At 65.3% G+C, this 23,659-nt stretch carries 16 protein-coding genes and 1 pseudogene; 6 read left to right on the forward strand and 11 right to left on the reverse strand.

Features of this window, described 5'->3' with window-relative positions; all coding sequences use genetic code 11:
- Window positions 1–487: beta-ketoacyl-[acyl-carrier-protein] synthase family protein (locus R2601_RS16475; RefSeq protein ID WP_007800364.1), on the forward strand; the 487-nt coding region annotated here is incomplete at its 5' end.
- A 138-nt stretch (window positions 488–625) separates the two neighbouring features.
- Window positions 626–1,177, forward strand: a complete 552-nt coding sequence (locus R2601_RS16480; protein WP_083793970.1) for an NADPH-dependent FMN reductase — start codon at window positions 626–628, stop codon at window positions 1,175–1,177.
- 113 nt (window positions 1,178–1,290) lie between these two features.
- Here R2601_RS16480 and gap read toward each other — a convergent pair whose 3' ends face one another.
- Window positions 1,291–2,298, reverse strand: coding sequence for a type I glyceraldehyde-3-phosphate dehydrogenase (gene gap, locus R2601_RS16485; RefSeq protein WP_007800368.1), 1,008 nt, complete (start codon window positions 2,296–2,298; stop codon window positions 1,291–1,293).
- Window positions 2,299–2,565: 267 nt separating this feature from the next.
- Between gap and R2601_RS16490 the strand changes: the two genes are divergently transcribed.
- The gene (locus R2601_RS16490) at window positions 2,566–3,534 is read left to right on the forward strand and encodes a DUF808 domain-containing protein (RefSeq protein WP_007800369.1); all 969 of its coding nucleotides are present in this window, start codon (window positions 2,566–2,568) and stop codon (window positions 3,532–3,534) included.
- 113 nt (window positions 3,535–3,647) lie between these two features.
- Here the strand turns inward: R2601_RS16490 and tkt are convergent, their stop codons facing one another.
- Window positions 3,648–5,666, reverse strand: a complete 2,019-nt coding sequence (gene tkt, locus R2601_RS16495) for a transketolase (RefSeq protein ID WP_007800370.1) — start codon at window positions 5,664–5,666, stop codon at window positions 3,648–3,650.
- A 231-nt stretch (window positions 5,667–5,897) separates the two neighbouring features.
- Here tkt and R2601_RS16500 point away from each other — a divergent pair, with 231 nt between their 5' ends.
- Together R2601_RS16500 and R2601_RS16505 are read left to right on the forward strand one after the other, a co-directional pair.
- Window positions 5,898–6,443 carry a hypothetical protein gene (locus R2601_RS16500; RefSeq protein WP_040544831.1) on the forward strand — a complete coding sequence of 182 codons (546 nt, stop codon included), beginning with the start codon at window positions 5,898–5,900 and terminating at the stop codon, window positions 6,441–6,443.
- Window positions 6,440–6,844: a cell division protein ZapA gene (locus R2601_RS16505; RefSeq protein WP_007800372.1), complete on the forward strand. Its 405-nt coding sequence runs from the start codon at window positions 6,440–6,442 to the stop codon at window positions 6,842–6,844. The genes R2601_RS16500 and R2601_RS16505 overlap by 4 nt, the downstream gene beginning before the upstream one ends.
- 304 nt (window positions 6,845–7,148) lie before the next feature.
- Here R2601_RS16505 and R2601_RS16510 read toward each other — a convergent pair whose 3' ends face one another.
- Together R2601_RS16510 and eno are read right to left on the reverse strand one after the other, a co-directional pair.
- Window positions 7,149–9,107: a DUF4214 domain-containing protein gene (locus R2601_RS16510; protein ID WP_007800373.1), complete on the reverse strand. Its 1,959-nt coding sequence runs from the start codon at window positions 9,105–9,107 to the stop codon at window positions 7,149–7,151.
- 499 nt (window positions 9,108–9,606) lie between these two features.
- On the reverse strand, window positions 9,607–10,881 hold the full coding sequence (gene eno, locus R2601_RS16515) for a phosphopyruvate hydratase (protein ID WP_007800374.1): 1,275 nt from the start codon (window positions 10,879–10,881) through the stop codon (window positions 9,607–9,609).
- Between the two features lie 231 nt (window positions 10,882–11,112).
- Here eno and R2601_RS16520 point away from each other — a divergent pair, with 231 nt between their 5' ends.
- Window positions 11,113–12,261, forward strand: coding sequence for a mechanosensitive ion channel family protein (locus R2601_RS16520; RefSeq protein WP_007800376.1), 1,149 nt, complete (start codon window positions 11,113–11,115; stop codon window positions 12,259–12,261).
- Window positions 12,262–12,417: 156 nt separating this feature from the next.
- Here R2601_RS16520 and R2601_RS16525 read toward each other — a convergent pair whose 3' ends face one another.
- The 7 genes and pseudogenes from R2601_RS16525 to glgB form a co-directional block, all read right to left on the reverse strand.
- Window positions 12,418–13,296, reverse strand: coding sequence for a DMT family transporter (locus R2601_RS16525; RefSeq protein ID WP_007800377.1), 879 nt, complete (start codon window positions 13,294–13,296; stop codon window positions 12,418–12,420).
- A gap of 12 nt (window positions 13,297–13,308) precedes the next feature.
- On the reverse strand, window positions 13,309–14,943 hold the full coding sequence (locus R2601_RS16530; protein ID WP_007800379.1) for an alpha-D-glucose phosphate-specific phosphoglucomutase: 1,635 nt from the start codon (window positions 14,941–14,943) through the stop codon (window positions 13,309–13,311).
- Between the two features lie 12 nt (window positions 14,944–14,955).
- A pseudogene (gene malQ / locus R2601_RS16535) lies at window positions 14,956–16,811 on the reverse strand (4-alpha-glucanotransferase).
- Complete coding sequence (gene glgX, locus R2601_RS16540) at window positions 16,808–18,865, reverse strand: glycogen debranching protein GlgX (protein ID WP_040544835.1); 2,058 nt, start codon at window positions 18,863–18,865, stop codon at window positions 16,808–16,810. The pseudogene malQ and the gene glgX overlap by 4 nt, the downstream one beginning before the upstream one ends.
- On the reverse strand, window positions 18,862–20,274 hold the full coding sequence (glgA, locus tag R2601_RS16545) for a glycogen synthase GlgA (protein ID WP_007800386.1): 1,413 nt from the start codon (window positions 20,272–20,274) through the stop codon (window positions 18,862–18,864). Before glgA ends, glgX begins: the two co-directional genes overlap by 4 nt.
- Entirely contained in the window at window positions 20,271–21,536 is a 1,266-nt protein-coding gene (gene glgC, locus R2601_RS16550; RefSeq protein WP_083793944.1) for a glucose-1-phosphate adenylyltransferase, read from the reverse strand. Before glgC ends, glgA begins: the two co-directional genes overlap by 4 nt.
- Before the next feature lie 73 nt (window positions 21,537–21,609).
- Window positions 21,610–23,659, reverse strand: a 2,050-nt coding sequence (gene glgB / locus R2601_RS16555) for a 1,4-alpha-glucan branching protein GlgB (RefSeq protein ID WP_007800389.1), incomplete at its 5' end; no start/stop codon positions are given.

The following is a 23,659-nucleotide window of genomic DNA, read 5'->3' on the forward strand; positions in this document are numbered from 1 at the left end:
GCGCGGCGCCGAGATCCTCGCCGAGGTGGTGGGCTTTGCCATGACCTCGGATGCCTCCGACATCGTGATGCCCTCCAAGCAGGGCGCGGCGCGAGCCATTACCGGCGCGCTGCGCGACGGCGGCATAAACGCCTCCGAGGTCGGCTATATCAACGCCCACGGCACCGGCACCGCTGCCAACGACAAGACCGAATGCGCCGCCGTTGCGGATGCGCTCGGCGGTCAGGCGGACCGGGTGATGATCTCCTCGACCAAGGCGATGCACGGCCACTGCATCGGCGGCACCGGGGCGATCGAGCTTCTGGCCTGCATCATGGCGCTGCGCGACGGTATCATCGCACCGACCATCGGCTACGAAGAACCAGACCCGGAATGCGCCCTCGACGTGGTGCCGAACGAGGCCCGGGAGGCGGATGTCTCGGTGGTGCTGTCGAACGCCTTCGCCTTCGGCGGATTGAACGCGGTGCTCGCGTTGCGCCGGGCCTGAGCCCGGCGCCGTACGCCTCTTCTGGTCGCGGCCCGGTCTGACGTTCCGTCAATCCATGAACAGCGGCGGTGCGTTTCGGCCCCTAAAGTAAGTCGCTCGAAGCGCTTACCTTTTGGTCACCGAACATTGGAGACCATCATGTCCAAACACGTCACCGTCATTGTCGGATCCCTCCGCGAGGGGTCCTATAACCGCAAGCTCGCCTGCACCCTCACCGAGCTCGCCCCCGAGGGGCTTGAGTTCAGCTTCGTGCGCACCGGAGAGCTGCCGCTCTACAACCCTGATCTCGACGAGGGGACGCCGCCCGAGGCGTGGCAGAGCTTCCGCCGCTGCGTCGGCCGCAGCGATGCCATCCTCTTCGTGACGCCCGAGTACAACCGCTCGGTGCCCGCCAACCTCAAGAACGCGCTCGACGTGGGGTCGCGCCCGATGGGCGAGAGCGTCTGGGACGGCAAGCCTTCGGCCATCGTCACCGGCTCGCCGGGTGGCATCGGCGGCTTTGGCGCCAACCACCACCTCCGCCAGAGCCTGGTGTTCCTCAACGCCGCACCGATGCAGCAGCCCGAGGCCTATATCGGCAATATCGCCAAGCTCTTCGATGAGGAAGGGCGGCTGACCAACGAGGGCACGAAGGACTTCCTGAAAGGCTTCATGCAGGCCTTCGCGGCGTGGATCGAGAAGCTGACCTGAGGCGGAGCAGGCGGGCGCCGATAGAGGCGCTCGGCATTGCGCAAGGCGCAAAAAGGGGCGGCGGTCTCCCCTCCGCCGCCCCTCGATGTGGGGTCAGGACCGAGGTCGCTCCATCAGTGATGAAGGCGACCCATTGCTGCGGCCACATCCGCCATACGGGCGGAAAAGCCCCACTCGTTGTCATACCACGCGAGCACACGCACCGTGCGCTTGCCGACGACCTTGGTCTGCTCGGGTGCAAAGATCGAGCTGGCCGTCGTGTGGTTGAAATCAACCGAGACCTTGGGTTCCGGGTCATAGGACAGGACCATTCCCATCCGGCCAGACGCGGCTTCGCGCACGATCTCGTTCACATCCTCGACGGTCACGTCCTTGGAGGCCTGAAAGGTCAGGTCCACGGCCGAGACGTTAGGAGTTGGCACACGAATGGCCGATCCGTCAAGCTTTCCCTTCAAATTTGGCAATACTTCTCCAAGTGCCTTCGCGGCACCGGTCGAGGTGGGGATCATCGCCATGGCCGCGGCACGGGCGCGATAGAGGTCGTTGTGGCGACGGTCCAGCGTCGGCTGGTCGCCGGTATAGCTGTGAATCGTGGTCATCACGCCGCTTTCGATACCGATGGCCTCGTCGAGCACCTTGGCCAGCGGCGCGAGGCCGTTTGTGGTGCAGGAGCCGTTCGAGATCATCACGTCGCCCTGCACAAGCTCGCGGTGGTTGACGCCGTAGACGATGGTCTTCTGAACGTTCTTGGCGGGGGCCGAGATCAGCACCGATTTGGCGCCCTGGTGAATGTGCTGCACCGCCTTGTCGCCATCGTTGAACTTGCCGGTGCACTCGAGCACCACGTCGCAGCCGTTCCAGTCGAGCTCGCCCATCTCGTAGGTCGACATGACGTCGATCGGACCGCGGCCCAGATCCAGAGCGTTGCCGTTCACCACCTTCACCTCGCCGCCGAAACGGCCGTGCACGCTGTCGTAGCGCAGCAAGTGGGCGGAGGTTTCGATCGGGCCGGTGGCGTTGATCTTCACCACCTGCACGTCGTTGCGGGCGCTCTCGGCGATATGGGCCAGCGTGCAGCGGCCAATGCGGCCGAATCCGTTGATCCCGACGGTGACGGTCATGGGGCGATGTCCTCTTGGCTATGGCTCGGAATTTCCTGATCTGTATACGTATGTACACCACGCGCTCAATCCTAATTATGCATAAAAGACAATATGTTAGCGATAAACATGTGGGTTGCGCTAACATTTTTGAGCCTGCCGCCATGGCAACTGGCACGGTTGCGGTAACGCTCCTCCGGCCACGCCAGGCGCGGGTCTGAAGAGAACGGCGCTTGAACCGGGCAGGGCGTCCGCTAGGTTGAGCGAAACGAACGGACGGAGACAGACATGAGCGGGCTTCTGGCGCTACTCGACGACGTGGCGGGCATCGCCAAGATCGCGGCGGCTTCTGTCGACGACATCTCGGCCCACGCCGCCAAGGCTGGTTCCAAAGCCGTGGGCGTGGTGATCGACGACGCGGCGGTGACGCCGAAATACGTGCACGGGTTCGAAGCCTCGCGCGAGTTGCCGATCATCTGGAAGATCGCTCGAGGGTCGATCTTCAACAAGCTCATCATCCTGTTGCCAGCGGCGCTGCTGATGGCGGCCTTCGCGCCATGGCTGGTGCCGTACCTGCTTGTGCTCGGCGGGTCCTATCTCTGCTTCGAGGGCGCTGAGAAGGTTGCCCACGTGGTGTTGCCACATGACGACCACTCCGGTGGACCGGATGGCAGCCACGATATCGGCGACCCGGCGCATCTCGAAGAGACCAAGGTCAAGGGCGCGATCAAGACCGACTTCATCCTCTCGGCCGAGATCATGACGCTGGCGCTCTCGACCATCGAGGCGCCCGAGGTCTGGATCCAGGCGGTGGTGCTGGCGCTGGTGGCCATTGGCATCACGGCGCTGGTCTACGGCGCCGTGGCGCTGATCGTGAAGATGGATGATGTGGGCCTGTGGCTCACGCAGGTGGGCAAGCTCTCGGTCACTCGCGCCGTGGGCCGCGGCATCGTCAAGGGCATGCCCTATGTGATGAAGCTGCTGTCCATCGTCGGCACCGCGGCGATGCTCTGGGTCGGCGGCTCGATCATCATCCACTCGCTGGCGCAGATCGGCTGGCACGCGCCCGAGGAGTTCATCCACCACTACGCGGTAATCGCCGAGCACGCGGTGAGCGAGCAATGGCAGGCGGCGGTGCTCTGGCTGGCCACGGCTGCGATGGATTTCGTTGTTGGCCTGGCCTGGGGGCTGGTGCTGGTGCCGATCGTCACCAAGCTGGTCATGCCGCTCTTCGGGGGCGCGAAAGAGGCGCATTGACGCCTGAACGGGTTACAGACGCAGCTGCGCTTTACGCTCGTGTCATAGGGCCAGACGAAAAAAGCGCGCCGCAGATGCGGCGCGCTTTCTTATTTCAAACCGAAGGGCAGGGCTCAGAGCAGCGACTTCGCCTTCGCAGCCACGCCCTCGGCGGTGATGCCGAACTGCTCGTAAAGCGTCTCGGCCGGGGCCGAGGCGCCGAAGCCGTCCATGCCCACGAAGCCCGCCTTGGCCTCGCGGCCACGTTCGCCCAGCAGCCACTTGTCCCAGCCGAAGCGGGTCGCGGCTTCCACGGCGACGCGCACCGGGCCACCCGGGAGCACGCGCTTGCGGTAGGCTTCGTCCTGCGCCTCGAAGAGCTCGAAGCAGGGCATGGAGACCACGCGGGTCCCGATGCCCTCGGCCTGCAGCAGATCGCGCGCTTCGAGCGCGATCGCGACCTCGGAGCCGGTGGCCATCAGGATCACCTGACGCTTGCCCTCGGCATCGGCGAGGACGTAGGCGCCCTTTTCGACGAGGTTGTTGGTCTTGTGCTGGGTGCGCACGGTCGGCACGTTCTGACGCGTCAGCGACAGCACCGAGGGCGTGGTCTTCTGGGTCAGAGCGATCTCCCACGCCTCGGCGGTCTCGACCACGTCGGCGGGGCGGAACACGAGGGTGTTCGGCGTCGCGCGCGAGATCGCGAGATGCTCGATCGGCTGGTGCGTCGGGCCGTCCTCGCCAAGGCCGATGCTGTCATGGGTCATGACGAAGACCGTCGGGGTCTGTTGCAGCGCGGCCAGGCGCATCGCCGGGCGGGCATAATCGGTGAATGCCATGAAGGTGCCGCCATAGGGGCGGATGCCACCATGCAGGCCCATGCCGTTCATCGCCGAGGACATGCCGTGCTCGCGGATGCCCCAGTAGACGTAACGGCCACCGCGGTTGTCGGTGTCGAACACGCCCATGTCGCCGGTCTTGGTGTTGTTCGAGCCGGTGAGGTCGGCCGAGCCGCCCACGGTCTCTGGCATCACCGGGTTGATCACCTCGAGCACCATCTCCGAGGCCTTCCGGGTCGCGACCTTGGGTTCGGTTTCGGTGCTCTGCTTCTTCAGCGCGCGGATCACCGAGGACAGTTTCTTGGGAGCGTCGCCGGCCATGGTGCGGGCGAACTCGGCCTGCTTGCGGTCCGACATCGACGCGATCCGGCCGCCCCAGGCCTCACGCTCGGCGGCACCGCGGGTGCCGATCTCTTCCCACCAGCTCTTGATCTCGGCGGGCACCTCGAACGGGCCGGTGGTCCAGCCCCAGCCGGCTTTGGCGTCGGCGTTCTGCTCGGCATTGGTCAGTGCGCCGTGACCCTTGGAGGTGTCCTGCGCGGCATGACCCAGTGCGATGTGGGTCTTGCAGGCGATCATCGACGGCTTGTCGGTGACCTTTTTGGCCGCGGTGATGGCCGCGTCGATGGCCTCGGGGTCGTGGCCGTCGATCTCCTGCACGTGCCAGCCCGACGCCTTGAAGCGCGCCACCTGGTCGGTGCGGTCCGACAGCGACACCTTGCCGTCGATGGTGATGTCGTTGTTGTCCCACATCACGATCAGGCGGCCGAGCTCGTAGCGCCCGGCGAGGCCGAGGGCCTCCTGGCTCACGCCTTCCATCAGGCAGCCGTCACCGGCGATGACGTAGGTGTGGTGGTTCATCGCGGCCTTGCCGAAGCGGGCGCGCAGGATTTCCTCGGCCATGGCGAAGCCGACCGAATGCGCGATGCCCTGGCCGAGCGGACCGGTGGTCATCTCGATGGCGTCGGCGTGGAAGTTCTCGGGGTGGCCGGCGGTGCGCGAGCCCCACTGGCGGAAGTTCTTCACCTGCTCGAGGGTGATCTGCTCATCGCCGCTGAGATAGAGCAGCGCATAGAGCAGCATCGAGCCGTGGCCCGCCGACAGGATGAAGCGGTCGCGATCCGCCCAGGTCGGTGTCTTCGCGTCGAATTTCAGGTGCTTCGACCACAGCACGGTCGCCACGTCGGCCATGCCGATGGGCATGCCGGAGTGGCCCGAATTGGCTGCCGCGACCGCGTCGAGCGTCAGGGCACGGATGGCGGTGGCACGCATCCAGTGGTCGGGATGTGCGTCTCGAAGGGCATTGATATCCACGGGCAGTCCTCTCTATCCCAGAGCCGTTTCGGGGCTAATAGCAGTGTGGGGCCGAAGATCAAGCGTTAGCGCCGGCAATGCGCCGCCGGTGGGTGAACTCCCGCCCGTAACCACTTGGGACATATGGGGCGCATTTTCCGTGAGCGCTTGATAAACTGATGCGAAACGGGGCGGGTTCGATTCGCAACGATCGACGCGACAGGTCCCGAAGGCAGATCGAGAGAGGGCAAGATGAGCCAGATTGACGAGTTGCAGTCACGGATGACGCGGGCACTCGACCGCATCTCGAAAGGGGTCGAGACGCTGTCCGCGATGGAGCCTCCCGCGCCGGAGCCTGTGGATGACGGCTCCGCCGAAGAGATCGCCCGCCTGAGCGCGGCGCTCGAGGACGAGCAGATGGCCAATGCCCAGCTCGAGGCACGGGTCAAGTCGCTGCACGACCAGATTGAGGCGCAGCCCGAGACCCCGGAGGCCCCCGAGCCCGACGCCGCGCTGCAGGAGCAGATCGCGGCGCAGCGCGAGGGCATGCAAGCGCTCGACGGCGAGCTGCAACGCCTGCGTCAGGCCAATGACGCGCTGCTGAAAAGCTGCACCGAGATGCGCGAGGCGCTGGCCGAGAACCTCGGCGAGCCGCATCTGATCAACCAGGCGATGTTGGCCGAACTCGAGGCGCTGCGCGCGGCTCGCGTGGTCGAGGTGGCCGAGGCGCGGGCGGTGCTCGGCGCGCTCGAGCCGGTGCTGGCGCAGGCTGCAGGCGAAGAGGAGGCGGCGCAATGAGCCAGCAGATCGAAGTACAGATCAACATCGGTGGCCGGACCTTCGACGTCGCCTGCCAGGAGGGCGAGGAGCAATACCTGCTCACCGCCGCGCGCATGCTCGACACCGAGGCCTCGGTGCTCGTGGACCAGATCGGCCGCATGCCCGAGGCGCGGATGCTGCTGATGTCAGGGCTGATGCTGGCCGACAAGACCGCCGGTCTCGAGGACCGGCTGCGCGAGGCCGAGGACAAGCTGGGCGAGATGGCCGAGGAGCTGCGTGAGCTGCGCGAACGGCCCTTGCCGGAGCCCGAGAAGGTCGAGGTCCCGGTGATCCCGGCGAGCGTGTCTGATACCCTGGCCGAACTCGCGGCGCGCGCCGAGGCGGTGGCCGAGGAGATCGAGGCCAAGGCGGCGGGCTGAGGGCTGCTTGGAGTTCGAGCTGAGAAAGAGGAGGTCGATTTTGGTGACCGCCTCGTAGACCCTGTGGGGCTGAACTTGCCTAAAAGCGCCACTCCGATCCCTTCGGAGATTTTTGCACCCAGTCTCAAAGACATGCAGGAGGTCAAGTCTTGTATGACTAAGATGCGCAGGGAGCGGTCACGAAACTAGGAGGCATTCAAGAATGCCTCAAACCGGTAAACTGTCCACTTTGACCACATGCGCCGAGCGCCAACGTTAAAGAACGGATCCGGCCCTCGGGCCGGATCCGTGAGAGATTGCGAGGTCAAACCATGATCATGTCGCTGTCAAGATCGGCCAGCCCGGTATCGTTTAGAACGACGGTGACATCCATGTCTTCAAAGACCACACCACCGTTCTCTTCAGTCATGTTCGCGATGACGTCATCGGTGCTGTCATATCCGAACGCGGTGAAGTCGAGCACGTCCCAGGATTCGAGGTCAGTGACAGTGTGGGAGCTGTCGGTATCCGTTGAGAATACGAAGCGATCCGAAAGGACGCCGCCCGAGAGGGTGTTGTCGCCGCCATTGCCCATCAGAACGTCGTCTGTATCCTGAGCCATAACCCAGGCGTTCATGTCGCTCACGGTCTTCGCACTGAACTCCGGGCTTTGTGCGAAGCCGATCAGGATCTCGGCGCGCGAAGCGCCCTCGTCAAGGCGGGCTGTCCAGTTTGCCAGGCCCTGCGCGTCGGGGTCACGATCGAGCGCATTCTCGTAGAGAGCCGTCACATATTCCCCATTCGAGGTGTTGCCGTAGATCTCATTGAACTCCGCGCTGCCGACGAAGCCACTGGCAACGCCGAGCTGCGTCAGCTCGCCGGTCGCGTAGTCCTCGACCCAGCGGCTCAGCCCCCCCTTGTCCGGATCGCGGTCGAAGGCGGTCTGGTAGAGGCGGAAGATCTGGGCAGTCTCGACCTCGAGGCTCGCGCTGTTCTCGAAATCCCCGTAGATCATGTCATCGCCGCCGCCGCCGCCAATATTGTCTGCGCCGCGATCCCCGAACAACGTATCGTCACCACCTGCACCGCGCAGGATATCATCGCCCATGCCGCCGGACGCCCAGTCGCCCGTCATGCCCGTCGAGGCATTGCTGAGGCCCTGATCACCATCCGCCCAGGTGCCGGTATGGATCTCGTCGTTGCCGGCGCCGCCATAGATCGTGTCTGCGCCATCCGCAGACGCGTCGAACGTCGTGCCGATCGCGTCGGACACCCGGCTGTCGTCATCGCCGGTGATGATGTCGTCGCCAGCGCCGCCGTGGATAATGTCATCGCCTGCGCCGCCGGCGTAGCCGTTGTCATAATCGCCAAGCATCAACGCTCCGGATGCACCGTCATCCGCAGCATCCTGCTGATTTTGGTCCATCGTTCCGGCCCGGAGATCATCATCGCCGCCGGCGCCATAGAGGACGTCCCGTCCAGCTTCGCCGATGAGCGTATCATTGTCCGCGCCGCCGTTGATGCTGTCGTCGCCGGCTTGACCATTAACCTTGTCGTCTCCGAGACCGGCGTCATACCTGTCGTCGCCGTCTCCAAGCATCGTCGTCGTCGATGCCAGAGAGCGCTGCTCGCTCAATAGAGCCATGGCCTCTTCGAATGTCGCCGCTTCAATGTCGCCAGCGGCCGCGGGCAGAATGCCGGTATAGCCGTTCTCGCCGCCATCGACCTCACCTCCGGTGCCCTCACCGATGCCATCGGGGACATCCACACCATGGATCACGATCTCGCGCAGCGTGAGGGGCATGAGGTCTTCGGCAGTATAGTCGGCCATCGAGACCGGGCTGAAGAAGTTGCTGTCGTCGGTCAGATCGTAGCTCTGAACGAATGAGATCGCACCCGTCTCGTCAGCCATTGGCATCGCCCCCCCCTCGGGAGAGACCAGCGGCAACAGCACGTCACCGTACTTTCCCAGCCCCTCCAGAACCTCGACCATGCCGTCGAGATCAGCGTCATCCGCCAGTGTCGGGGCTGTCGAATCGATGGGATTGCCATCCTCGTCAAAAAGCCCGTGCACATGCTGCGCATGGGTCTGCGATGGAGTAAGGCCGTTGCCCGCGATGGCCACATTGAGGTAGGACGAACCATCCTCCTCGGTCTCCATGGCAATGATCGCAGTCGCGTTCACACCGGAACTGTTTAGCGCGTTGAAGTCGACCGTCCAGAACGCGTCTGCGCGTGAAAGAAACGTTTCGAACGAGCTGTAAGACGAAGCCAGATGTGCCATTGGTGATCTCCTCTTTCATCATGGGTCACACCAACTACTCACGTGGCCTGCGCAGAATAGTTTCTGATTTGATGCAAAAAGAACCGAAAAATATCTCTGAAACAGTCATGAGACTGCTTCGAAAAGGCACAAGTTTTGCACGATTTAAAGGGCACCACCTGCGCAATGTGAACGCGCTGAACTGTGTTCCCGAGCCTGTGTGCCCGCCGTCGCAACCCCTAGAGAAGAAATGGTGATACGGAATTATCAAAAGCTGTCGAAGCACCACCTGGGCCACGGTGAGGAGTGCGCAACTCCGTCACAGAGCACAGCGTTCATGAAACAGACCAGACTCTTCTTGCGATCAGCGGTGTGTGCGGCCCGCTTGGGGTGAGTGAAAGCGGTCGTCACTCTTATTTCGAACTCGCATGGACCTTAATGGTCCAGAAAAAGGGCGGCGACCGCAGGTCACCGCCCCTCCACAATCTCTACAAAACGCCCCCGCAGGAGCGCCAAGCCCTCAGCGCAGGATCGAGCGGCCGGCGTAGATGGCCGTGTCGCCCAGCATCTCCTCGATGCGGATCAGCTGGTTGTACTTCGCGAGCCGGTCCGAGCGCGCCAGCGAGCCGGTCTTGATCTGGCCGCAGTTGGTAGCCACGGCAAGGTCGGCGATGGTGGCGTCCTCGGTCTCGCCCGAGCGGTGCGACATCACGTTGGTGTAGCGCGCGCGGTGGGCCATCTCGACCGCCCGCAGGGTCTCGGAGAGCGAGCCGATCTGGTTCACCTTGACCAGCATGGAGTTCGCCACGCCCTGCTCGATGCCCATCGACAGGCGCGCGGGGTTGGTCACGAAGAGATCGTCGCCCACCAGCTGCACGCTGTCGCCCAGCTTCTCGGTGAGCAGCTTCCAGCCCTCCCAGTCATCCTCGGCGCAGCCATCCTCGATCGAGATGATCGGGTAGTCGGCACAGAGCTTCGCAAGGTAGTCGACATTCTCGGCCGAGGAGAGCGAGAGGCCTTCGCCCTTCATCTCGTACTTGCCGTCCTTGTAATACTCGGTCGAGGCGGCATCGAGCGCGAGGTAGATGTCCTCGCCAGGCTTGTAGCCGGCCTTCTCGATCGACTTGAGGATGAAGTCCAGCGCCTCGCGGGTGCCGCCGAGCTCGGGGGCGAAGCCGCCCTCGTCGCCGAGACCGGTCGACATGCCCGCCGCCGAGAGCTCTTTCTTCAGGGTGTGGAAGACTTCCGAGCCCATGCGCACCGCCTCGCGGATGTTTTCCGCGCTGACCGGCATGATCATGAATTCCTGGATGTCGATCGGGTTGTCCGCGTGCTCGCCGCCATTGATGATGTTCATCATCGGCACCGGGAGGACGCGGGCGGCGGTGCCGCCAACGTAGCGATAGAGCGGCTGGGCGGTGAACTCGGCCGCGGCCTTGGCGGTGGCGAGGCTGACGCCGAGAATGGCGTTGGCGCCGAGACGGCCCTTGTTGTCGGTGCCGTCGAGCTCGATCATCGCGCCGTCGATGGCTTCCTGCTCGGTGGCGTCGAAGCCCACCAGCGCCTCGGCGATCTCGCCGTTGACCGCGGCCACGGCATCGAGCACGCCCTTGCCCATGTAGCGGCCCTTGTCGCCGTCGCGGCGCTCATGCGCCTCGTGCACGCCGGTCGAGGCACCCGAGGGCACGGCGGCGCGGCCCAGCGTGCCGTCTTCCAGCATGACGTCGACCTCGACCGTGGGGTTGCCACGGCTGTCGAGGATCTCGCGGGCGTGAATGTCGATGATGGTGCTCATGGGTGCGTCCCTCGCCTCCAATTGGGTTTGAGCGAGCTATAACAGCCGGTGCGCGAAAGTAAACTTGCGCAGCGCTAACAGATGGCTAGGTGGCGCGATATCGCTAACATTTCTCGCCGCGAGGTCGGGGTTTTGCCAAATGCCGCGGCGCAGCTATTGTTTGTTGAGACAGGGAGGCAACAGGCAACGAACGCGGGCGCGAGAGGAGGCGTGCACCGGCAAGGAGCACGCATGGAAGAAGAGCTGGATCAGATCGAGCAGCAGGTGGCCGAGATCACGACCGATATCGAGGCGGTCATTCCCGTCCTGCCGGACTGGGTCATGCCGGTGGCGGTGGTGGTGGCGTTCTTCTTTCTCGGGCTGCTGGTGTTCCGGCTGGTCTATGCCATCCTCAACCGTGCGGTGGCCGGCAAGGACCTGTTCTGGCGCAGCCTCGTGGCGCGCACGCGCCGTCCGCTGCGGCTGGCGTCGGTGGTGGCGTCGCTATTCATCGGAGTGGCGGTGGCGCCGCTCGGTCCGGAGCAGACCGATTTCGGCCAGCACGCGCTGCTCATCGCCTTCATGGTGCTGGTCGCCTGGACGCTGCACACGGCGCTGCACATCTGGACCACGGTGCATTTGCGCAAGTTCACGCTGGATGCGGAGGACAATTACCTCGCCCGCAAGCACGTCACCCAGAGCCGCATCATGGTGCGGCTGGCGGGCTGGGTGATCGTCATCGTCGCCACGGCGGCGATCCTGATGACCTTCGAGGGGGTGCGGCAATGGGGCGTGTCGCTGCTGGCGGCCGGTGGTGCCGCCGGGATCGTGGTTGGCTTCGCGTTCCAGCCAGTGCTGAAGAACCTGATCGCCGGCATCCAGCTCGCCGTTACCCAGCCGATCCGCATCGACGACGCGGTGATCGTCGAGGGCGAATGGGGCTGGGTCGAGGAGATCACCGGCACCTACGTGGTGATCAAGATCTGGGACTGGCGCCGGCTCGTGGTGCCGCTGAGCTACTTCATCGAGCAGCCGTTCCAGAACTGGACCCGCGACAGCTCCTCGCTGATTGGCGGCGTGCTGCTCTATCTCGACCACTGCGCCGACATCAAGCGACTGCGCGCAAAGACCGAGGAGGTCTGTCGCAACTCGACCCTCTGGGACGGCAATGTCTGCCACGTGCAGGTCAACGATTTCCGCGAGCGGGTGATGGAGGTGCGGGTACTGGCCTCGGCCCGCAACGCGCCGCGCACCTATGACCTGCGCTGCGAGATCCGCGAGGAGCTGATCACGTGGATCCAGAAGGAGATGCCCGAGGCGCTGCCGCGCACCCGTGAGACGGTCTCGGTGGATGGCGGAAACCGTCCGATGCCGGCAGGGATCGAGGTCGTGGGCGGATAGGGACGTATGGGGGGCGCTGCCCCGCCCGCGCGATGCGCGCGGACTCCCCCGGGATATTTTCAGCCAGAAGAAGCCAGCAGCGCTGTGCCCTTGGCTTCTCTTCGTCAAAAATACTCCCGCCGGAGGCAGGCCGCTCCTGGCGGCCGGGAGGCGGTTTCAAGGCCGAAGAACAGCGGCCTGCTGCCGCGCCAGCCGGTTCTCTCGCAGGAAGCTGTAGAGCCCGGCGGCGAGGATCAGCGCGGCGCCGGCCCACGTCCAGCCGTCCGGACGCTCACCGAAGATCGCCATGCCGAGCCCTGCGGTGAACACCAGCCGCGTGTAGCGGAAGGGGGCCACGGAGGAGACCGGCGCCATGCGCATCGCCATCGTCACGGCAAGGTAGCCGGCCGCCGTCACCACAACGGCGCCGGTCATGTAGCCGAAGGTCTCTCGCTCGCCCGAGAACGGCGCGCCGGTTATCAGCAGCACCACGAGACCGACCGGCAGCACGGCGGCAAAGCCGTAGGCCGACACCGCGAGCGAGGGGATGCGCGCCGGCAGGAGCCGGGTCACGAGATCACGCGCGGCCAGTCCGGTGACGCCGACGACGGGGAAGATCTCCCAGCCGGTGAACGCCGCGCCGCCGGGGCGGATCACCATCAGCATGCCCACGAGCCCCACGCCGATCGCCAGCCAGCGCCGCCAGCCCACCGGCTCGTGCAGGAACAGCGCCGCGCCGAGCGTGACCACCAGCGGCGCGGTCTGCATGATTGCCGCCATCAGGGCCAGCGGGATCTTCGACAACCCCACGATCATGCCCAGAGCGCCGATCATCTCGAAGAGATTGCGCAGCATCACCTTGGGCTCGAAGGCTTCGGACAGGCTCAGCCGCACGCCGCGGAGCGCGGCGAGCACAAGGAACAGCGCGGTGGCCCCGATGCTCAGCATCACCATTACCTGACCCACGGGGGCGGTCTGGGAGGCGAGTTTGAGAAAGGCGTCGCTGGCGGCCAGCAACGCCATGCCGGCCACCATCAGCGCGATGGCGCGTAACATGTCCACCTTGGATCAGGTGATGACGTCGGGCGCGTCGCGACCGGTGCGGGACGTGATCTCGGCGATGGTCTCGGCGGCGGCGATGACCTCGGCCAGCGCCTCCTGCGGATCGAGCCCGAAGGCAGCGGGATCGGTCTCGACCTTCTCAAGATAGACGCGCAGCGTCGCGCCCTCTGTGCCGGTGCCCGAGAGGCGCAGCACGAGGCGTCCGCCGCCTTCGAACAGAACCCGCAGGCCCTGGCCCTCGGCGCGCGAGCCGTCGACCGGATCGTCATAGGCGAACTCGTCGGCCGCTGCGACGGTCAGGCTGCCGAAGCTGGTGCCGGGCAGGGTGGTGAGCTGGGAGCGCACATGCTCCATCACGCCCGCCGCAGCGTCGCTGTCCACCGCCTCGTAGTCGTGGCGCGAATAGTAGTTGCGGCCATACGCGGCCCAGTGCGACTCCATCAGCTCGGCGACGGAGCATTTCTTCACCGCGAGGATGTTGAGCCAGAACAGCACCGCCCAGAGCCCGTCCTTTTCGCGCACATGGTCGGAACCGGTGCCGAAGCTTTCCTCGCCACAGAGAGTCGCGCGGCCGGCATCGAGCAGGTTGCCGAAGAACTTCCAGCCGGTCGGGGTCTCGTAGCAGTCGATGCCCAGCTTCTCGGCCACGCGGTCCACCGCCTGCGAGGTCGGCATCGAGCGCGCGACGCCCTTGAGCCCGTCCTTGTAGCCCGGCACCAACGTGGCGTTGGCGGCAAGGACGGCGAGGCTGTCGGAGGGCGAGACGTAGCAATGCCGGCCTACCACCATGTTGCGGTCGCCGTCGCCATCGGAGGCGGCGCCGAAATCGGGGCCGCTGTCCGACATCATCTCGTCCCAGAGTTGCTTGGCCCAGGTCGGGTTCGGATCGGGGTGGCCCTCGCCGAAATCCGGCAGCGGGATGGCATTGAACACGGTGCCGGGCGAGGCCCCCAGCGTCTCTTCCAGAACCCGCGTCGCATAGGGGCCCGTGACCGCGTGCATCGCGTCGAAGCGCATGCGGAAACCCGACTTGAAGAGCGCTCGGATGGCATCGAAATCGAACAGCTCGGCCATCAGTTCGGCATAGTCGTCCACCGGGTCGACGATCTCGATTTCCATCTCGCCCAGCATCACCGTGTCGGTCATGCGCAGTCCGATATCCTGGCTCTCGGCGATGTGGAACTCGGCGATCTCCTTCGTGGCGTCGAAGATCTTTCCGGTGATGCCCTCGGCGGCGGGGCCGCCGTTGGCGGCGTTGAACTTGACACCGAAATCGCCCTTCGGGCCGCCGGGGTTGTGGCTGGCCGACAGGATGATGCCGCCATCGGCGCCGCGCTTGCGGATCAGGTTGGAGGCGGCGGGGGTCGACAGCAGCGCCCGCTTGCCGACGATGACCTTCTTGGCGCCGCTGGCCGCGGCCATGCGCAGCACCACCTGCGCGGCCTGCGAGTTGAAGTGGCGCCCGTCGCCGCCAAGCACCAGCGTCTTGCCCTCGACGCCGCCAATGCCGTTCCAGATGCTCTGGATGAAGTTCTCGAGGTAGTGATGTGTCTGGAACACCTCGGTTTTCTTGCGCAGGCCGGAGGTGCCCGGCTTCTGGCCCTCGATCGGCTCGGTCGGGATGGTACGAATGCTGGTCATAATTCCTGTCTCCTATCGCCCGGCACGTTTCATGATCCGGGCGGCGTTTGCAAGCACCGGGCTTGCCGCGATCTCGTCGACGCCAGCGGGCAGCCGCTGACGCCAGTTCGGGTACTCCCATACCGTTCCCGGCATGTTGGGCTGGCTCTCCATCTCGAGCATATCCTCGACCTGTAACGCCACCATGCAAGAGGCGGTTTCGGCCAGCAGCGCCGCCATCGCCTCGGGGCTCTCGGGGGCGTAGCCATTGCGGTAGGGCGCGGTGGCGCCGTCCATGCCCTCGACCTCGCGGCCTCGGAAGCCGAACATGCCCTCGGTATGCTCGGCGGGAATGATCCCCATGTCGCGGCGCAGCGCGATCTCGCGGCCCTCGCGCCAGCCTTTCCAGGTCGGCAGATCATGCGAGGAGAAGCTGGCGATGACGCCCTCGTCATACTCTTGCGGTGCCTTGTACCAGGGCGGATCGCCGGTGTGCTCGAAGCACATCAGCCGGCAGCCGAGGATGCCGCTGTCCTTCAGCGCGTGCTGCAGCCCGTCGGGAATGACGCCCAGATCCTCACCGACGATCACCGCGCCGGCCCGCGCCGCCTCCATGCGCGCCACCGCCAGCATGCCTCGCGTGGCATCGTGACATAGGCGCCGGGCAGGTCGCCATCGGGCACCCAGTAGGCGCGCTCGAAGCCGAGGATATGGTCGATGCGCAGCGCACCCGAGAAGCGCAGCTGCTGGCGCAGCGTGGCGGCCAGCGCCGCGAAGCCGGTGTCGATCAGGTGCACCGGGTTGAACGGCGCGAGGTGCCAGTTCTGGCCCTGTGGCGCGAAGGCGTCCGGCGGCGCGCCGAGGCTGGCGCCGAAGGCAAAGCTCTCGCGGTCCTCCCAGGTCTCGGCGCCGTGCGGGTGGGTGCCCACGGCAAGGTCGAGATAGAGCCCGAGCTCGAGCCCTGCCGCCTGCGCCCGCCGCTGGGTCTCCGACAGCGCCCCCTCGGCGCTGTATTGCAGCCAGGCATGAAAGCGCACGCGGTCGGCGAGATCATGCGCAGCCTGAGCAACCTCCGGGCTGTCAGGGTCATGATAGGCCGCGGGCCAGCTGTCCCAGAAGGCGCCGAATTTCTCCGACAGTGCCTGGTGAGTGGCGAAGCGATGCAGCGAGGCCCCCTCGTGGCGCAGATACTCGTCGAAGCCGGGCCCGGGCGGCGCGGCGCGAAACTCTTCCTCGAGCGCGGCAAGACGGGCCGGCAGCTCCTCGGGCAGGATCAGCACCGGGCCGGGGGTCTCGGCCCGGGCCGCGGTCGGCAGGTAGAGCGGTGCGACGCGGCGGCGGTGCGAGGGCGTGTAGGGGCTGAAGCCCTCGGGATTTGTCAGGAAGCCCGCGTGGATCGGGTTGATGCCGAGGAAAGCCGCGCCAGTGGGACCGAGCCCTTCGGCGAGCCGCGCGAGATCCTCGTAGCTGCCGATCCCGCCCTCGGTCTCGCTGCGCAGGCAAGCGAGCGGCGCCATGAGACCCCAGAGCTTGCGCGGCAGCGGCAGGCGCGCGGGTGCGCAGAGCAGCCAGCAGCGCTCTCCGCCGCTTTCGAGCCGGTGCCGGCCCAGCGGCAACTCGGGGAGCGCGCCGCGGCCCTCGGTTTGGCTGCCGTCCTCGCGGGTCAGTTGCCAGGCGCCCGCGGGCACGAGACCCACCGGCTCGCCCGGCTCACAGACATGCCAGCGCGGCAGGACAGTCTCTGGCCGGTCGGGCGCATCCTCGAGCCCCATCGCGGCCAGAAGGGCCGCCTTCGTCTCCTCACTTGCGACCTGAATATCTCCGTACAAGTCGCGGAATTCAGATATAATTCCAGCCTTTACTGCGCGGTCGTTCATGCTGTCACTCATACCGGTTCCTCGACAAGGGCGATCACCGAATTTGCGGCCATCTGAATGGTGGTTCCGACGCGCTCGGCGCCGAGATCGGGGCTTGCGGTGTCGACATGGCGGACCCAGCAGAAGCCGTCGGGGAGCTTGGGCAGGGTCAGTGCAGTGGCATCGCCGGAATTGAAGGCAAGATAGATCGCCTCCTCGCGCTGCGCGTATTTCGGGGTGCCGCTGGCCATGCGAAACTCGGCGCAGAGCACCGTCATATGGCCGTTGGTCCAGTCGGCGCGGGTCATTTCGGCGCCATCGGGGCGCCACCAGAACAGGTCTGTGACGCCGTCGACCTTGCGCGGGATCGAGTGCAGGAAGCGTTTCTGCCGCAGGATCGGGTGCGCCTTGCGGAAGCTGATGAGCCAGCGCGTGAACGCGAGGAACGCCTCGTCGGCGGCCTCCCAGTCGATCCAGGTGGTGTCGTTGTCCTGAGCGTAGGCGTTGTTGTTGCCGTTTTGCGAGTTGCCGAGCTCGTCGCCGGCCAGGATCATCGGCGTGCCTTGGCTGAGCAGCAGCGTCGCCATCATATTGCGGCGGCGCTGTGCGCGCTTCTCGACGATCTCGGCGTCCGCGGTCGGGCCCTCGACACCGAAATTGTCCGAGTAGTTCTCGCCGTGGCCGTCGCGATTGTTCTCGCCGTTGGCCTCGTTGTGGCGCTCGGTGTAGCTCACCACGTCCATCAGGGTGAAACCGTCATGGGCGGTGAGCAGGTTGACCGAGGAGGTGGCGTGGCGCCCCGAATGGTCGAACAGGCCGGCCGAGCCGGTGATGCGGTCGGCCAGCACCGGCACATGGCCGAGATCGCCGCGCCAGAACCGCCGCACACCGTCGCGATACTGGTCGTTCCACTCGGCGAAGGGCGGCGGGTAGTTGCCAAGCTGATAGCCACCGGGGCCAATATCCCACGGCTCTGCAATGAGCTTTTTCGTCGCCAAAACAGGGTCTTGCCTGACAGCCTTGAAGAAGGCGCCATTGGGGTCGAAGCCGGTCTCGGTGCGCCCCAGCGTCGAACAGAGGTCGAAGCGGAAGCCGTCCACGCCCATGGTCGTCGACCAGTAGCGCAGCGAGTCCAGCACCATGCGCAGCACCATCGGGTGTTCGATATTGACGGTGTTCCCGGTGCCGGTGTCGTTGTGATAAAAGCGCTTGTCCTCGTGCAGCCGGTAATAGGAGCGGTTGTCGAGCCCGCGGAACGAAAAGGTCGGGCCGTTCTCATCGCCCTCGCAGGTGTGGTTGTAGACCACGTCGAGGATCACCTCGATGCCCACCGAATGCAGCCGGGCGACCATGTACTGGAACTCCCAGAGGCGGCCGTGGCTGAGATAGCGCGGCTCGGGAGCGAAGAAGCCCAAAGTCTGGTAACCCCAGTAGTTTACGAGGCCTTTCTTAACCAGAAAGCGATCATTGAGAAAGGCATGCACCGGCAGCAACTCGACTGCCGTGATGCCGAGCTTGATCAGGTGCTCGAGCACCGCGTCCGAAGCCAGTGAAAGGAAATGTCCCGGGTGGTCTGCACCGGGGAATTTCTTTGTCAGGCCCTTTACATGGGCCTCGTAGATGATGCTTTCCTCGAGCGGTGTGTTGGGGGCCTTGTGGCTGCCCCAGTCAAAGCTGGTGTCCTCGACCACGCATTTCGGCATGTAGCGGGCGCTGTCATGCGGATCGGGCGCCTCGGACCCGCCATAGAGCGCGGCGTGCCACGTGGGGTGGCCGGTGAGCCGCCGCGCGTAAGGGTCGAGCAGCAGCTTGGCGGGGTTGAAACGGTGGCCCTCTCGCGGGGCAAAGGGCCCCTCGACGCGGTAGCCGTAGAGTTGACCCGGTGTCAGGCCGGGAACCCGACCGTACCAGATATCGCCGTCACGCTCGGGCATGGCAAGCCGCGCGGTCTCGGTGCCATGCTCGTCAAAGAGACACAGGTGGATGGCTTCGGCGTGCTCGGAGAACACGGCGAAGTTCACCCCGTCGCCGTCGAAGCTCGCGCCGAGGGGCGCGGCGCGGCCTGCCAGCATTTCCGGTGCGCTCATCCGGGTCTGACCATCTCGGCATAGAGCGCCGCATAGGTGGCGGCGGATTGGTCCCAGCCCACGGGGGCGGCCATGGCGTTCTTCATCATTTTCGTCCAGGTATCTCGATCCTGGTAGAGATTGACCAGTTTCATCAGGGCCTGCGCAAGGGCCTGCGCGGTCAGCGGGTGGAACTGAAGCCCGGTTGCCGCACCGGCTGCCAATCCTGCAGGCGATGCGTTGATCACCGTGTCGGCAAGCCCGCCGGTCAGGCCGACCACCGGGAGGGTACCGTGGCGCAGCCCGTAGAGCTGGGTGAGGCCGCAGGGCTCGAATCGTGAGGGCACGAGGATGGCATCGCCCCCGGCGATCATTCTCCGCGCCAGCGCCTCGTCGTAGCCTATTGTGGCGGCAACGCCGGAATGCGCTTCGGCATAGTCCTGGAAGGCGCGCTCGAGGTCGCGGTTGCCGCTGCCCAGAAGCACCAGCTGGCCGCCACGGTCGAGCAGCGCGGGCAGGGCCTGCAGCAGGATGTCGATCCCCTTCTGCTCGGTGAGGCGCGAGACCAGCACGCAGACCGGGCCCGGCCACTCCGGAAGGCCGAACTCCTTGCGCAGCGCGGCGCGGTGCTTGGCCTTGCCCGAGGGCGATTTGTAGGGCGGCATCCAGAGCGCTTCGTCGATGCCGTTGAGGATGCCGACAAGATCCTCCTGACGCTCGCGCAGCACGCCATCGAGCCCCATGCCATATTCCTCGGTCATCAGCTCCGAGGCATAGGTGGGCGAGACGGTGGAAAGTTTGTCCGCGTAGACAAGACCGGCCTTCAAGGCGCTGATATTGTTCCAGTACTCATATCCGCGCTCATTGAATTCCGAGCGCGGAAGTCCCAGCCGCGAGATCATCGAAGCCGGCGACAGGCCTTGGAAGGCAATGTTGTGGATGGTCATCAGAGACGCGACCCGGTCGCTGGCGCCAAGCTCGCGCAGATAGAGCGGCGCATAGCCGGCCTGCCAGTCGTGGCAGTGCATGATGTGCGGAAACCAGCCCTCGACTCCCTCTGCACAGAGCATGGCCGCGGCCACCGAGAGCGCGGCGAAGCGCTCGGCATTGTCGGGATAGTCGCGGCCGTGGCTGTCGAGATAGGGGCCGCCGTCGCGGTCAAAGAGATGCGGCGCGTCGAGCGCGTAGAGCACCTGATCGCCAAGCTTGCCGCGGTAGACCCGCGCGAAGCCGCCGAACAGGTCATCCCATTCGGCCACCTTGCGGCGCCGGCCGACCTCGGCCATCACCTTGGGATAGCCCGGCAGCAGGGTGCGCATCTCGACTCCCTCGGCGGCCAGCGCGCCGGGCAGCGCGCCCGCCACGTCCGCGAGCCCTCCGGTCTTGATGAGTGGCACGCATTCCGACGTGACGGACAGCACTCTGGTCATTTCTCGGCTTCCCTCCGATCCAGCATCCGCTGGGTGATGAGCGTCACGCCACCGGGGCTGACGCGGAACCACTTAGCGTCTTCCTCGGGGTCCTCGCCGACGACGAGCCCCTCGGGGATGTGTACACCACGGTTTATGACAACATTGGTAAGCCGCGCATGGCGCGACACGTTGACGTATGGAAGCGCCACGACCCCCTGCAGCGAGGCATAGGAGTTGGTGTGGCACATGGTGTAGAGCAGCGAGTTGCGGATCTCGGTGCCCGAGACGATGCACCCGCCCGAGATCATCGAGCTGACGGCAGCGCCGCGCCGGTCGTCCTCGTCATGAATGAACTTGGCCGGCGGGACCAGCTCGGAATAGGTCCAGATCGGCCAGTCTCGGTCCCACAGGTCAAGATCGGGTGAAAAGTCCGTCAGGTCGATATTGGCCTTCCAGAACGCGTCGATGGTGCCGACATCGCGCCAATAGGCCGGCGCATCGGGGCGCGACCGAACACAGCTATCCTCGAAACGGTGCGCCTGCGCGGTGCCCTTGGCGACGATCTCGGGGATCATGTCATTGCCGAAATCGTGGCTCGAGGCCTCGTTGGCCATGTCTTCCATCAGCCGCTCACGCAGGTAGTGCCAGTTGAAGACGTAGATGCCCATCGACACCAGCGTCTTTTCCGGATCGTCGGGCAGGCCCGGCGGGTCGGCGGGCTTCTCGAGGAACGAGGTGATGCGGTCGCGGCTGTCGACGGCCATGCAGCCAAAGGCACTTGCCTCGGGACGGTCGACGGTGAGACAGCCCACGGTGACCTCGGCGCTGGTTTCCACATGCTGGCGGATCATCGCCTCGTAATCCATCTTGTAGATGTGGTCGCCGGCGAGGATGACGATGTAGTCGATATCGTAGCTGTCGATGATGTCGATATTCTGCGCCACCGCATCCACGGTGCCGCGATACCACATGCCCTCTGAGACCCGCTGCGAGGCGGGGAGGATGTCGAGAAACTCGTTGCGCTCGGCGCGGAAGAAGTTCCAGCCGCGCTGGCAATGCCGGATCAGGCTGTGCGCCTTGTATTGCGTCGCCAGCGCGATCTTTCGGATGCCTGAATTCAGCGCGTTGGACAGCGCGAAGTCGATGATCCGCGCCTTGCCGCCGAAATACACCGCCGGTTTCACCCGGCTGTTGGTCAGCTCGTGCAGTCGCGATCCACGACCTCCCGCCAGGACGAAGGCCATACTCCGTCCCGACAGCCTCTGGTGTGTCAAAGGCATGTCAATTCCTCCTAATTTTCCGGTCGCCTCTCCCCCGTGGTTTGGTGACCGATTGAAATGCCCCGTCAGCTACTCAGGTGTCGCGCACCAGGTAAATGGCCGAGAGCGGGGGGATGGTCACGTCGGCATGGGCCGGCTGACCGTGATATTCCCCGTCGCTTGCCTCGACAGATCCGTAATTGCCGCGATTGCTGCCGCCGTAGATCTCGGCGTCGGAATTGAGCGCCTCGCGCCAGGTGCCGGCGGCCGGCATCCCCAAGCGGTAGGCGCCGTGCTCCTGCGGCGTGAAGTTGCAGACCACCACGACCTCCGGATCATCCGGACCGCCGCGCCGCACCCACGAGAACACCGAGTTCTGCGAGTCGCCACCATTGATCCACTGGAAGCCATCCTCGAAGCAGTCCTTGGCGTGCAGGGCCGGGGTGTCGCGGTAGAGGTGGTTGAGATCGCGCACGAGGCGCTGGATGCCAGCGTGGTTCGGGTCCGAGAGGCACTCCCAGTCGACCTGCGCGTCGTGGTTCCACTCGCTGCGCTGCGCCAGTTCCTGGCCCATGAACAGCAGCTTCTTACCGGGATGGCCCCACATGAAGCCGTAATAGCTCCGCAGGTTGGCAAACTTCTCCCACTCGTTGCCCGGCATCTTGCCGAACATCGAGCCCTTGCCGTGCACCACCTCGTCGTGGCTGATCGGCAAAATGAAGTTCTCCGAGAAGGCGTAGACCAGCCCGAAGGTCATCTGGTGGTGGTGATACGAGCGGTGGATCGGGTCCTTCTTGATGTATTCGAGGGTGTCGTTCATCCACCCCATGTTCCACTTGAAGCCAAAGCCAAGCCCGCCCTGATCAACCGGCTGCGACACGCCCGGATAGGCGGTGCTTTCCTCGGCCACGGTCATGATGCCGGGGTTGTCGCCGTAGGTGGCGGTGTTCATCCGCTGCAGCACCGCGATGGCCTCGTAGTTCTCGCGCCCACCATCCTTGTTGGGCACCCATTCGCCGGGGCTGCGCGAGTAGTCGCGGTAGAGCATCGAGGCCACCGCGTCGACGCGAAGGCCGTCGGCGTGGAACTCCTCGAGCCAGTAAAGCGCGTTCGCGGTGAGGAAGTTCGACACCTCGGCGCGGCCGTAATTGTAGATCAGCGTGTTCCAGTCCTTGTGGAAGCCTTCGCGCGGGTCCGCGTGTTCGTAGAGCGAAGTTCCGTCAAACTTGCCGAGCCCGTGCGGGTCGGACGGGAAGTGCCCCGGCACCCAGTCGAGGATCACGCCGACGCCTGCGCGGTGGGCGGCGTTCATCAGGTCGCGGAACTCGTTCGGCAGGCCGCAGCGGATGGTCGGCGCGAACATGCCGATGGGCTGGTACCCCCAGGAGCCGTCGAACGGGTACTCGCTGATCGGCATCAGCTCGATATGGGTGAAGCCCATCTCCTTGACATAGGCGATGAGCTCGTCAGAGGCCTCGATATAGGAGATCGGGCGGCCCCAGTCCTTGCGGCGCCACGAGGGCAGGTGGACCTCGTAGACCGAGATCGGCGCCTCGCGGCTTTGCATGGCCTCGCGCTTGGTCATCCAGTCGCCGTCCGACCAGCCGTATTCGCGGATGTCGCGTACGATCGAGGCGTTTGCGGGGGGATGCTCGGAGCCGAAGCCCACCGGGTCGGCCTTGCGAGGCTGTATGGTGCCGTCGGGGCCGACGATCTCGTAGCGGTAGAATGCACCATCTCCGACATTCGGGATGAAGATCTCCCACACGCCGGTGGCGCCGCGCTTGCGCATGGTATGGCGCAGGCCGTCCCACCAGTTGAAGTCGCCAACGACCGAGACGCGCCGGGCGTTCGGCGCCCAGACCGCGAAATGCGTGCCGTGGCAGCCCTCGTGCTCCATGACATGCGCGCCGAGCGCCTCCCACATCCGCAGGTGGCTGCCTTCGCCGAGCAGGTATTCGTCCATCTCGCCGAGGACCGGGCCGAAACGATAGGGATCCTCGAAATCCCAGCTCGCGTCTCCGGCTGCACCGCGCAGGTGGTAGGGCGCATCGCCCGGCACCTTGCCACGGAAGATTCCGGGCGCATCGGGAAGCGGATCGAGCGGGTGGGTGTCTGAGCCGATCACCGCCCACATCTGCTTG

The sequence above is a fragment of the Salipiger bermudensis HTCC2601 genome, from assembly GCF_000153725.1.
Classification (GTDB): domain Bacteria; phylum Pseudomonadota; class Alphaproteobacteria; order Rhodobacterales; family Rhodobacteraceae; genus Salipiger; species Salipiger bermudensis.